The sequence below is a fragment of the Nocardia sp. NPDC060249 genome (assembly GCF_042728755.1).
GTDB lineage: Bacteria > Actinomycetota > Actinomycetes > Mycobacteriales > Mycobacteriaceae > Nocardia.
On record NZ_JBHXAQ010000004.1, the window covers coordinates 370,988 to 383,045 of the forward strand.

A 12,058-nucleotide genomic window follows, 5' to 3' on the forward strand; every position below is an offset into this window, starting at 1 on the left:
GGAGAAGTAAGCATCCCGTTACCTCTGAGCACCCCAACTACGTCAACGCCGCAAACCACCACCGTCGCTGGTTTCGGATCGTACGGACGCAGTCTTGACGGAGGCGAAACGACGAAGGGCCCACGCTCAGCTTGCTGAGTGGCCGACATCGACAGCCGACTTTCTTGAAGGCAGAGGCATGACGCAACTTCCTGGCCACAGGTCACCCGGAGTCACCGGGCTCTACGATCCGGCATTCGAACACGACGCCTGCGGCGTCGCGTTCGTCGCCGACATGCATGGACGACGCAGTCGAGACATCGTCGACAAGGCCATCACGGCCCTCCTGAACCTGGAGCACCGCGGTGCTGCGGGTGCCGAGCCGAACTCCGGCGACGGCGCGGGCGTCCTGATCCAGCTCCCGGACAAGTTCTTCCGCGCGATCATCGCCGAAAGTGCCGCTCCCTTCGAGTTGCCGCCGGAAGGCGCCTACGCCTCCGGTATCGCCTTCCTGCCCCAGGCCCGCCGCGAAGCCGCGCGTGCCGCCTACGGCGTCGAGAAGATCGTCACCGAAGAGGGCCTGGCCGTGCTCGGCTGGCGCGAGGTGCCGATCGACGAGTCCTCGCTCGGCGCGCTGGCCCGCGACGCCATGCCGACCTTCCGGCAGATCTTCATCGGCTCGCCGAAGAACGCGGCCGAGCAGCTGTCGGGCATGGACCTGGAGCGTCGCGCCTACGTGATCCGCAAGCGGATCGAGCACGAGCTCGGCAAGGCAGGCCCCGGTGAGGGCACCGTCGGCAAGGAATCGGTGTACTTCCCGAGCCTGTCCGGCCAGACCTTCATCTACAAGGGCATGTTCACCACGCCCCAGCTGCGTGCGTTCTACCTGGACCTGCAGGACGAGCGCGTCGAGTCGGCCATCGGCATCGTGCACTCGCGCTTCTCCACCAACACCTTCCCCTCGTGGCCGCTGGCGCACCCGTTCCGCCGGGTCGCCCACAACGGTGAGATCAACACCGTCACCGGTAACGAGAACTGGATGCGCGCCCGTGAGGCGCTGCTGCGCAGCGACGTGTTCGGCAAGGACGAAGCAGGCAAGGACCGTCTGCAGAAGATCTTCCCCGTCTGCACCCCCGGCGCCTCCGACACCGCGCGTTTCGACGAGGTGCTCGAACTGCTGCACCTGGGCGGTCGCGAACTGCACCACGCCATCATGATGATGATTCCCGAGGCGTGGGAGCGCAACGAGAACCTCGACCCCGACCGGCGCGCGTTCTACGAGTACCACTCGATGCTGATGGAGCCGTGGGACGGCCCGGCAGCGGTGTGCTTCTCCGACGGCACCAAGATCGGCGCCGTGCTCGACCGCAACGGTCTGCGCCCGGGTCGCATCTGGGTCACCGAGGACGGCCTCGTCGTGCTCGCCTCCGAGGTCGGCGTGCTCGACATCGACCCCGCCACCGTGGTCCAGAAGATCCGCCTGCAGCCGGGCAAGATGTTCCTGGTCGACACCGAGCAGGGCCGCATCGTCACCGACGAAGAGGTCAAGTCGGAACTGGCCGCGGCGCAGCCGTACCAGCAGTGGCTCGACGAAGGCGTCAGCCGCCTGGCCGATCTGCCCGACCGCCCGCACGTGCACATGTCGCACGACCGCGTGCTGATCCGTCAGCAGATCTTCGGTTACACCACCGAGGACCTGAACCTGCTGATCACGCCGATGGCCAAGACCGGCGGCGAGGCGCTGGGCTCGATGGGTACCGATACGCCGATCGCGGTGCTGTCGAACCGGTCGCGGCTGCTGTTCGACTACTTCTCGCAGCTGTTCGCGCAGGTCACCAACCCGCCGCTCGACGCCATCCGCGAGAAGGTCGTCACCAGCCTCAAGCGCAACCTCGGCCCCGAGGCCGATCTGCTGCACCCGGGCCCCGACTCCTGTCGCATGATCGCGCTCGAACAGCCCATTCTGGACAACGACGAGCTGGCCAAGCTCGTCCACATCAACGACGACGGCAGCCAGCCGGGCCTGCGCTCGGTGGTCGTGCGCGGTCTGTACCCGGTCGCCGAGGGCGGCGAGGGTCTGCGCAGGGCGCTGGCAGCCATCAACACCCAGGTCTCGGCCGCCATCGACGGCGGCGCGCGCATCATCGTGCTCTCCGACCGTGAGTCCAACGAGAAGCTGGCGCCGATCCCGTCGCTGCTGCTCACCTCGTCGGTGCACCACCACCTGGTGCGCGAGCGGACCCGCACCATGGTCGGCCTGGTCGTGGAGGCCGGTGACGCCCGCGAGGTGCACCACATGGCCCTGCTGATCGGTTTCGGCGCCGCCGCGATCAACCCGTACATGGCCTTCGAGACCATCGAGGACATGCTCGAGCGCGGCTCGCTGCAGATTCCGGGCAGCACCGGCGATCTGGCCGCCGACTTCCGCAAGGCCGTCGCGAACTACTGCACCGCGGCCAGCAACGGCGTGCTCAAGGTGATGTCGAAGATGGGCATCTCCACCCTCGCCTCCTACAACGGCGCCCAGCTGTACCAGGTCATCGGCCTGGCCCAGGACTTGGTCGACGAGTACTTCACGGGCCTGCGGTCCCCGCTGGGCGGCATCGGTCTCGACGAGATCGCCGAAGAGGTGGCCATCCGCCACCGCGTCGCGTTCCTGGAGAACCGCAACGAGCGCGCGCACCGCGAGCTCGAGGTCGGCGGCGAGTACCAGTGGCGTCGTGAGGGCGAGTACCACCTGTTCAACCCGGACACGGTGTTCAAGCTCCAGCACGCGACCCGCACGGGCCAGTACTCGATCTTCAAGGAGTACACCAAGCTGGTCGACGATCAGTCCGAGCGCCTGGCCGCGCTGCGTGGCCTGTTCAAGTTCAAGTCGAACCAGCGCGCGTCGATCTCCATCGACGAGGTCGAGCCCGCGAGCGAGATCGTGAAGCGTTTCTCGACCGGCGCGATGAGCTACGGCTCCATCTCCGCCGAGGCGCACGAGACTCTCGCGATCGCGATGAACCGCATCGGCGCCCGCTCGAACTCCGGTGAGGGCGGCGAGAGCCCCGCTCGCTTCGAGGTCGAGGAGAACGGCGACTGGCGTCGTTCGGCGATCAAGCAGGTCGCGTCGGGTCGTTTCGGCGTCACCGCGCACTACCTGACCAACGCCACCGACATCCAGATCAAGATGGCCCAGGGCGCCAAGCCGGGCGAGGGCGGCCAGCTGCCCGCGCACAAGGTGTACCCGTGGGTCGCCGAGGTGCGTCACTCCACGCCGGGCGTGGGCCTGATCTCGCCGCCGCCGCACCACGACATCTACTCGATCGAGGATCTGGCTCAGCTGATCCACGATCTGAAGAACGCGAACCCGCAGGCGCGGATTCACGTGAAACTTGTCGCGGAGCCGGGTGTCGGCACCGTCGCCACCGGTGTGTCCAAGGCGCACGCCGACGTCGTGCTCATCTCGGGCCACGACGGCGGCACCGGCGCTTCGCCGCTGACCTCGCTCAAGCACGCGGGCGGCCCCTGGGAACTCGGCCTGGCCGAGACCCAGCAGACCCTGCTGCTCAACGGCTTGCGTGACCGCATCGTCGTGCAGGTCGACGGTCAGATGAAGACCGGCCGCGACGTGATGATCGCCGCGCTGCTCGGCGCCGAGGAGTTCGGTTTCGCGACCGCGCCGCTGGTGGTCTCGGGTTGCGTCATGATGCGGGTGTGTCACCTCGACACCTGTCCGGTCGGCATCGCCACCCAGAACCCGGTGCTGCGCGAGCGCTTCACCGGCAAGGCGGAGTTCGTCGAGAACTTCATGATGTTCATCGCCGAGGAGGTGCGTGAGCTGCTCGCCGAGCTCGGCTTCCGTACCCTCGACGAGGCCGTCGGCCGGGTCGATCTGCTCGATACCGCCAAGGCCAAGCAGCACTACAAGGCCGCCAAGCTGGACCTGTCGCCGATCCTGGACATGCCGGAGACGGCGTTCATGAACCAGAACACCCGGTGCACCGGTACCCAGGACCACGGTCTGGACAAGGCGCTGGACAATGAGCTGATCGCGCAGAGCGCCCCCGCGCTCGAGCGTGGCCAGGCGGTCAAGATCGAAACCAAGATCACCAACGTGAACCGCACGGTCGGCACCATGCTCGGCCACGAGGTGACCAAGCTCTACGGTGGCGCGGGCCTGCCCGACGACACCATCGACATCACCTTCACCGGTTCGGCGGGCAACAGCTTCGGCGCGTTCGTCCCGGCAGGCATCACGCTGCGGGTCTTCGGCGACGCCAACGACTACGTCGGCAAGGGTCTGTCGGGTGGCCACATCGTGGTCCGCCCGTCGGCGTCCGCGCCGGAAGCCTTCGTCGCCGAAGACAACATCATCGCGGGCAACGTGATCATGTTCGGCGCCACCAGCGGTCGCATCCTGATCAACGGTGTCGCGGGCGAGCGCTTCGGCGTGCGTAACTCCGGTGCCACCGCGGTCGTCGAGGGTGTGGGCGACCACGCGCTCGAATACATGACCGGTGGCCGCGTGGTCATCCTCGGTGAGACCGGCCGCAACCTCGGTGCCGGTATGTCCGGTGGTGTCGCCTACTTCTACGACCCCGAGGGCAAGCTGCCCGGGCGGGTCAACCCGGATCAGGTCGACGCGATCGAGCAGCTCTCCGGTGACGACTTCACCTGGCTGCGCGACCTCATCGCGATCCACCGCGACGAAACGGGATCGGCTGTGGCCGAACGCATCCTTAGCGACTGGTCCCAGCAGGTGAACCACTTCGTGAAGGTCATGCCCCGCGAATACAAGAAGGTTCTACTCGCGATCTCCGAGGCCGAGAAGGCCGGCAAGGATGTCGATACCGCGATCATGGAGGCGGCACGTGGCTGACCCACAGGGATTTTTGAAGCACACCTCGAGGGAAACCCCGGCCCGTCGTCCGGTCGAGCTGCGTCTGCTCGACTGGAAAGAGGTCTACGAGGAGAAGAAGTTCTCCCAGGACACCTTGAAGACCCAGGCCAGCCGCTGTATGGACTGCGGTATTCCCTTCTGTCACAACGGCTGTCCGCTCGGGAACCTGATTCCCGAATGGAACGACCTGGTCTACAAGGGTTCGTGGCGCGAGGGCATCGACCGCCTGCACGCCACCAACAACTTCCCGGAGTTCACCGGCCGCCTGTGCCCGGCTCCGTGTGAGGCGTCCTGCGTGCTCGGCATCAACCAGCAGCCGGTCACCATCAAGCAGGTCGAGGTCGAGCTCATCGAGAACGCCTTCGACGAGGGCTGGGTCACCCCGGTGTACCCCACCCGCCTGACCGGCAAGAAGATCGCCGTCGTGGGTTCGGGCCCGGCCGGTCTGGCCGCCGCCCAGCAGCTCACTCGCGCCGGTCACACCGTGACCGTGTTCGAGCGCGACGACCGCATCGGCGGCCTGATGCGCTACGGCATCCCGGAATTCAAGATGGAGAAGTCGGTCATCGACCGTCGTCTGGCTCAGATGGAAGCCGAAGGCACCATCTTCAAGGCGGGCGTCAACGTGGGTGTCGACATCACCGCCGAGCAGCTGCGTGAGCGTTTCGACGCGATCGTGCTGGCCGGTGGCGCCACCATCGCCCGTGATCTGCCGATCCCGGGCCGCGAGCTCGACGGCATCCACCAGGCGATGGAGTTCCTGCCGCTGTCCAACCGGGTGCAGCTCGGTGACGACATCGCCGACGCGGACGGCCTGCCGCCGATCCACGCCAAGGGCAAGAAGGTCATCATCATCGGTGGTGGCGACACCGGCGCCGACTGCCTCGGCACCTCGCACCGCCACGGCGCCGAGTCGGTGCACCAGTTCGAGATCATGCCGCGTCCCCCCGAGGAGCGCGCGGGCTCGACCCCGTGGCCGACCTACCCCCTCATGTACCGGGTCGCCTCGGCACACGAAGAGGGCGGCGAGCGCCTGTTCTCGGTGAACACCGAGCGTTTCGTCGGCAAGGACGGCAAGGTCTCCGGCCTCGAGGCGCACGAGGTCAAGATGGTCAACGGCCGTTTCGAAAAGGTCGAGGGCACCGACTTCACGCTCGAAGCCGACCTGGTGCTGCTGGCCATGGGCTTCGTCGGCCCGCAGAAGCCGGGCCTGCTCACCGATCTCGGCGTCGGCTACGACGGTCGCGGCAACGTCCAGCGCGACAAGAGCTGGGCCACCAACATCCCCGGCGTCTTCGTGGCCGGTGACATGGGCCGTGGCCAGTCGCTCATCGTCTGGGCCATCGCCGAGGGCCGCGCCGCCGCGTCGGCCGTCGACAAGTACCTCGAGGGCGAGACCGCGCTGCCCGCGCCGATCCCCCCGACGGCTGTCGCCCAGCGCTAGCCGCTGAACCGACAAGACGCCCGCAGGCTTTCGAGTCCGCGGGCGTCTTTTTTTGTCATTCCCCCCACACGCGGCGCGTGTCCCGGCGAATCCGGGCGCGTTGCCGAATACCTGCGGGTTTGCGGGGAATGTGCGTAGCGGGTGAACGAGGAAGGGGTGCAAGGGGTTCGGTAGGCAAGCAAACGACGTGGCTGATCTTCCCTGCAGCACATAGACTTTCCGTGTCGAGGTGTACGGGAGATCCGAGGGGGAGCTGTGCCGTTGCCGCCGCAAGCGTTGGCGAACCTTCGCCGCGCCGCAGAGCGTGGTGACGGTACCGCCATGCACAATCTCGCTCACTTCTACCACGACCACAGCGATTTCGAAGCCGCCGAGCACTGGTTCCGGCGCGCCGCCGCCGCGGGGCACACGCGCTCGATGAACAACCTCGCCGTACTGCTCGACCAGTTCGGTGAACTCGACGAGGCCGAATCCTGGTACCGCCGTGCGGCTGCCGCGGGCAACGCCAACGCCATGTTCAATCTGGCCACCATGCTCTACCAGTGCGGTGACCGCCGTGATGCCGAAACCTGGTACCACCACGCCGCGATGGCGGGCCATGTCGACGCCATGTTCAACCTCGCCCGCCTCCTCGAGGATCAGGACCGCCTCGACGATGCCGAAGCCTGGTTCGGTGAGGCCGCCGACCACGGCGACATCGACGCCGTGAACAACCTCGGCATCCTGCTGCGCCGCCGCGGCGCCACCACCGAGGCGCGCCGTTGCTTCCGTCGCGCGGCCGATCTCGGCCACCCCCGGGCGATGGCCAACCTCGCCGCCCTGCTGGAATCCCAAGGCGCCCACCGCGAAGCGGAAACCTGGTACCGCCGCGCCGCCGGCTGATCGCACACTCCGAGCACACCGGTGGGGCAGTGGTGTGCGGCGAGTTCGGCGAGGTCTGCGAAGACGCGAATTTCGATGTTTACGCGATGATCGCTGGCGGGTGGAATAGGCGAGTGATCACCGGTTATAGCGGTCCGCAGCGAATGGGCGCCGAAGTTACTCAAAAGTATTGATACCGAGCGGTTTTCCAGCAACCATCAGCAAACATATTGTGCGGCAGCAATTTTCCGGCGTTCGAGATGCGAGGAATAGCGGAGGGGTATAACGTCTCGTCTCGATCAATATTCGATGACGGTTCGGGGGCTCGGTGAATTCGCTTGATGGGTGTCTGAAACGCATCATGGATATTCCCGGAGCGCGCAGTGTGACGCTGGTGGACGGGGCCAGCGGGTTGGCTGTCGCCGGTGCCGGCGAGCACCAGGGCGTCGACGAGCACGAGGACGCGGCGGGGACCACCGATGTGGTGCGGGCCGCGCTCGCGTGTCCGGCCCTGGGGAGCGCCGATGACGACCTCACCGAGATCGTGGTGTGCCGGTCCAGGGGATTTCACCTCTTACATCTGGTCGACGGCGATTTCGACGGCAGGTTGTTCATGCACGTCGTCTTCGACGGCGATACCGGCAATCTCGGGATGGCCCGCTATCAACTCAGGTCGGCACTGGCGGAATTGACGGGCGGGGATCGATGAGTGTCGCGCTCGCCGATGAATTGCATCGGCTCGGCGAAGAAGGCTCGACCGGAATATTGCGCGCGGGCGACGGCGAATTCCACTTGGTACGTGGCACTATCGCCTCGGTCGGCTGTGGGCGCACCATCGGGCTCGACCGATTGGTAGTCGAAGCGGGAGTGGCAACGGCGGAGGATTGGCGTCGCGCCGGTGCGGGCGACCCGGGACCGCTGCTGGACCAGCCACAACTGGAAACCCTCGCACTGCTGTCGGTCTTCGACGCCGCCTACTTTTTGCTGGCCTCCGCGGGCGAGCCCGAATTCCGTCCGACAACCGAACACTGGCTGGCCCCGGTCTGCCACATCGCACCCCGCGCGCTTGTTCACGAATGCGAACGCCGCACCGACAACGAGTACGGCCCCTGGACCGCCGACCACGTCACCGTGGTCCCGGTGGTCCCGGCCCGCCGGATCAAGCGAAACCAGGTGGTACTCACCGGAAGTCAGGCCGAAGTCCTCGCCGCCGCCGACACCCGTCGCAGCATCGCCGACATCGCCCGCGACCTGGGGCGCACCACCTACGGCTGCCTCGTCGCGGTCCGCGAGCTGACCACAGCGGGCCTGATCGAGGAGCCGGAACCCCTCTCGACCGAACAGCCGACGCGTGGGCGACACCTCGCCCTCGCACCGGACCCGGCCGGCCACCGCACTTCGACCAGGTCGACAACATCTGTGCCCACGCTGCCCCGACGTGTTCCGGGCAGCGCGGGACCGACCCGCCTCCAGCAGGAGACGGGTGCACGACAGGGCAGGCACGCGATCGACGAGGAAGCGACCGCGACCGCCCGACACCGCGGAAGACCAGCCGGCGCGGCAGAACCCGAACGCTGGCAACAGGTCGACCGCGAAACACTCATCCGGCTCAGGGCGGCGTTGGAGGAGCTTGCGTGACCGTGCGGAAGAAGCTGCTCGGTGAATGGAGGGGAAGGTTGACCAAGGTGGCGATGACCACGCCCGAACCCAGGGTGCCCGCGCATTCGGCGCCCGGATACACAGCGCCCCAGCACTACCCGGCGGTGCAGGCCGAGCTGCAGTCGTTGCGCGAACGGCTACCCCAGCTCACCGGGTCGCTGGTGGCCTCCAGCGACGGGCTGCTCATCGAACACGACCTCCCCGCCCATCTCGAGCCCGCGGGGATGGCCGCGCTGTCGGCAGCGCAGTTGTCGCTGTCGTATCGGCTGGCGAACAGCGCGCACGGTGGCGGATTCAGCGAGGTCGTCGTGCACGGCACCGAGGGGCAGGTGGTGATCTACGCCGCAGGCCACACCTCGCTGACCGTGCTCGCCGGACCCGAAGTGAACGTCGGCCGGCTCCACCTGGAGTCGCGACCGGTAGCTCGCGCGATCGCCGGCCATCTGGCGGCGGCGCACAACGATTGAAAGGCACGACATGTCGAATATGGATCTGGCTCTGAAGGACATGATGGTGATCGAGGGCGCGGTCGGCGCCGCGATCGTCGACTACAGCAGTGGCATGGCCCTAGGAATGCTCAGCAGTACCAAATCGCTCGACCTGCAGGTGGCGGCGGCGGGCAATACCGAAGTGGTGCGGGCGAAGATGCGCACCATCGAGCAGCTCGGCCTCAACGAGGACATCGAGGACATCCTCATCACCTTGGGCACGCAGTACCACCTGATCCGCCCGATGACGGGGCGTAAGTCCAAGGGGCTGTTCCTCTACCTCGCCCTCGATCGCGGCCGGTCCAATCTGGCGCTGGCGCGGCACAAGCTCAAGGGCATCGAAGAAGACCTGGAGGTGTGAGTTTCGCGAACGGGGGACGTGTCGGCGGTAGCGTGCCGTCGACATCCCGTCATCGCAATGGTGAACCCTGCCCGATTGCCGGTGCGACCTGTCACAAGATCGAGAGGTTGTGTGGCATGGGATGGCTCGTACGCCTATTGTGATTCGCGGCGAGGTCTGGGGCCACACGTCAGTATTCGGGGTTGCTCTCACATCGACGAGCAAGGGTGAACTGGAGCGGTATGCAGGTGAAGAAGGTTGTCGCGGCTCTGGGAGCGTCCGCGGCGATGATGTCCGGAATTGTTGTCGGCAGCACGAGCGCGAGCGCGGCGCCCGCCTGCCCGAGTCTTTATGTCGTGGCCATTCCCGGCACCTGGGAAACCGGCCACGAGAAGGCCCCCGGCCCCGGCATGCTCGCCGGCGTCACCAACGGCCTACCGAGAAGCACCGACGTCGACTACGTCACCTATGCCGCGACCGCGTTCCCCTGGGAGGGCGATGTCTACGGCAACTCCAAGAAGCAGGCGGTCGACGCCGCGCGTGGGCTGATCAGCGAGAAGCTGGCCTCCTGCGGCAACACCAAGGCCGCGATCGTCGGCTACAGCCAGGGTGCCGACGCCGCAGGCGATCTGGCCGCCGAGATCGGCACGGGCATCAGCCCGATCCCGCAGGACCGGGTCGCCGCTGTCGGCCTGATCTCCGATCCTCGTCGTTCGCCGACCGATATCCAGGTCGGACCGCACGCCGAGGGTGCCGGTGCCGGCGGCGCTCGGCCGGGCGGCTTCGGGTGGCTGAGCGACCGCACCCGCACGATCTGCGCGGTCGACGATCTGTACTGCGCTACCGCCACCGACGATTTCGTCACGCGGTTCGCCGGATTCCTCGCGCAGAGTTCGGATGCGAATCCGGCCAACATGTGGCGCTACCAGCTCGAGGCCGGGGCGATCGTCAGCGACCTGATGTCGTTCGGCGGCATCCCGACGCTGGGGGCGCAGCTGACGGACGCGGCCAACCAGCAGCGGGCCAAGGACCTGGAGCAGTTCTACCGCTCGCAGGCGCACACGCTGTACGGCAGTTACCCGGTGGGTGGCGGGCAGACCGCCATCAGCTGGATGCACAACTGGATCGCTCAGCAGGCCTGAGTGGTTCGCTGAGAGCCCGGTATCGCTTCGGCGGTGCCGGGCTCTTTCGTGTTGTGCGGACGACAGGGGCTGGGAGTGCGGCTGCGGCGGATCTAGGGTGTGGTTCGGGACAGGTACCGGGGGAGCAGGTTCCAGACGTGGGCGTTTTCGTTGATGGTGGCGGCGGTGCGGGTGCCGGTGCGGGAGTAGAGGATGCGGGTGATCGAGCAGTAGTCGATCGGGAAGGTGAGGGGGCGGGGCAGGGTCAGGATGTCGGCCAGGAGAACGTTGATGACGCCGCCGTGGGCGAAGACCACGACGGTGTCGCCGGGAGCTGTGGCGGCGACCAGGGTGTCGACGGCGGCGAGGACGCGCGCGGTGAAGGCCGGACCGTCGATCTGGTCGGGGAGGTGGCCTGCCTTGATGCGGGCGTAGGCGTCGGCGAATTCGGTCTTCGCGTCTTCGATCGGGATGTAGGCGGGGAGGTCGCGGTCGTACTCGGCGAGGTCGTCGATGACGTCGACCGCCAGGCCGCGGGCGGTCGCGGTGGGCAGGGCGGTGTCGCGGGCGCGGCGCTGCGGGCTGCTGACGATACGAGCGATGTCATGGGGTGCGAGCGCGGCGGGGACACGGTCGGCTTGGAGCTTGCCGATATCGGTGAGTCCGGGGTCGGCGGCGGTGGTGTCGCCGACTACACGTTCGGGTTGGGCATGACGCACGAGGATCAGCTGCACGATCAACACTCTGCCCTATCCGCCGGGGACCAGGGCCGCGGGTCGATCTCCTCGCGGCCGCCCTCGGCGAACAGGTGGTGCGTTCGAGGACTCGCGGGGATGCCTCGTCATCGACCGAGGGGTATCGCCGCGAGTCCTCCGGTCAGGTCAGGACTGGCCGTAGGGCGGCTGGCCGTACGGCGGCTGACCACCCTGCGGGCCGTTGTAGGGCGGCTGACCACCGTTGTGCGGCGGCTGGTCGCCCTTCTTCTTGTTCTTGAGCAGGAAGATGCCGCCGACGATGAGCACCACGATGATCAGGCAGCAGATGCCGCCGATGATCAGGCCGGAGCTGTTCTTCTTTTTCTTCTTGGCCGCGAGTTCCACCGCGGTGTTGACTGCGTCCGAACTCGCCAGGGTGTCGAAGCTGCTGGTGAGCATGTGCGGATCGACGAGTGCGGCTGTGGTCAGCAAGTCCAGATACATGAAATCCCATCCCGATGTGTTGGTGGTCCGGCATCCTCCCGGTGCCGGAACTCCGAGAGTAACGGTCTCACTGTGGCTT

10 protein-coding genes are annotated in these 12,058 nt (G+C 66.9%); 8 read left to right on the top strand and 2 right to left on the bottom strand.

Annotated elements, in window-relative coordinates; translation table 11 throughout:
- The first annotated feature begins 178 nt into the window (after nt 1–178).
- From gltB to ACFWFP_RS18675, 8 genes are all read left to right on the top strand, one after another.
- Complete coding sequence (gene gltB / locus ACFWFP_RS18640) at nt 179–4,846, top strand: glutamate synthase large subunit (protein WP_379296556.1); 4,668 nt, start codon at nt 179–181, stop codon at nt 4,844–4,846.
- Entirely contained in the window at nt 4,839–6,311 is a 1,473-nt protein-coding gene (locus ACFWFP_RS18645; RefSeq protein ID WP_379296558.1) for a glutamate synthase subunit beta, read from the top strand. The genes gltB and ACFWFP_RS18645 overlap by 8 nt, the downstream gene beginning before the upstream one ends.
- A 321-nt stretch (nt 6,312–6,632) precedes the next feature.
- The gene (locus tag ACFWFP_RS18650) at nt 6,633–7,193 is read left to right on the top strand and encodes a tetratricopeptide repeat protein (RefSeq protein WP_379296560.1); all 561 of its coding nucleotides are present in this window, start codon (nt 6,633–6,635) and stop codon (nt 7,191–7,193) included.
- A 340-nt stretch (nt 7,194–7,533) separates the two neighbouring features.
- Nucleotides 7,534–7,881, top strand: coding sequence for a hypothetical protein (locus ACFWFP_RS18655; RefSeq protein ID WP_379296562.1), 348 nt, complete (start codon nt 7,534–7,536; stop codon nt 7,879–7,881).
- The gene (locus ACFWFP_RS18660; RefSeq protein WP_379296564.1) at nt 7,878–8,810 is read left to right on the top strand and encodes a hypothetical protein; all 933 of its coding nucleotides are present in this window, start codon (nt 7,878–7,880) and stop codon (nt 8,808–8,810) included. Before ACFWFP_RS18655 ends, ACFWFP_RS18660 begins: the two co-directional genes overlap by 4 nt.
- A complete protein-coding gene (locus ACFWFP_RS18665) occupies nt 8,807–9,298 on the top strand; it encodes a roadblock/LC7 domain-containing protein (RefSeq protein WP_379296566.1) in 492 nt (163 codons plus the stop codon). The genes ACFWFP_RS18660 and ACFWFP_RS18665 overlap by 4 nt, the downstream gene beginning before the upstream one ends.
- 10 nt (nt 9,299–9,308) lie before the next feature.
- Complete coding sequence (locus ACFWFP_RS18670; RefSeq protein ID WP_379296568.1) at nt 9,309–9,680, top strand: hypothetical protein; 372 nt, start codon at nt 9,309–9,311, stop codon at nt 9,678–9,680.
- Between the two features lie 221 nt (nt 9,681–9,901).
- Nucleotides 9,902–10,801 (top strand): cutinase family protein, encoded by a 900-nt coding sequence (locus ACFWFP_RS18675; protein WP_379296822.1) that lies wholly within the window; start codon nt 9,902–9,904, stop codon nt 10,799–10,801.
- Between the two features lie 92 nt (nt 10,802–10,893).
- Here ACFWFP_RS18675 and ACFWFP_RS18680 read toward each other — a convergent pair whose 3' ends face one another.
- Together ACFWFP_RS18680 and ACFWFP_RS18685 are read right to left on the bottom strand one after the other, a co-directional pair.
- On the bottom strand, nt 10,894–11,514 hold the full coding sequence (locus tag ACFWFP_RS18680) for a histidine phosphatase family protein (protein ID WP_379296570.1): 621 nt from the start codon (nt 11,512–11,514) through the stop codon (nt 10,894–10,896).
- Nucleotides 11,515–11,661: 147 nt separating this feature from the next.
- Nucleotides 11,662–11,979 carry a hypothetical protein gene (locus ACFWFP_RS18685; protein ID WP_379296572.1) on the bottom strand — a complete coding sequence of 106 codons (318 nt, stop codon included), beginning with the start codon at nt 11,977–11,979 and terminating at the stop codon, nt 11,662–11,664.
- Between the last annotated feature and the right edge of the window lie 79 nt (nt 11,980–12,058).

Coding starts and splice junctions, on each gene's coding strand:
- gltB (WP_379296556.1), top strand. CDS start 179: ATGACGCAACTTCCTGGCCACAGGTCACCCGGAGTCACCGGGCTCTAC.
- ACFWFP_RS18650 (WP_379296560.1), top strand. CDS start 6,633: ATGCACAATCTCGCTCACTTCTACCACGACCACAGCGATTTCGAAGCC.
- ACFWFP_RS18655 (WP_379296562.1), top strand. CDS start 7,534: ATGGATATTCCCGGAGCGCGCAGTGTGACGCTGGTGGACGGGGCCAGC.
- ACFWFP_RS18660 (WP_379296564.1), top strand. CDS start 7,878: ATGAGTGTCGCGCTCGCCGATGAATTGCATCGGCTCGGCGAAGAAGGC.
- ACFWFP_RS18670 (WP_379296568.1), top strand. CDS start 9,309: ATGTCGAATATGGATCTGGCTCTGAAGGACATGATGGTGATCGAGGGC.
- ACFWFP_RS18675 (WP_379296822.1), top strand. CDS start 9,902: ATGCAGGTGAAGAAGGTTGTCGCGGCTCTGGGAGCGTCCGCGGCGATG.
- ACFWFP_RS18685 (WP_379296572.1), bottom strand. CDS start 11,979: ATGTATCTGGACTTGCTGACCACAGCCGCACTCGTCGATCCGCACATG.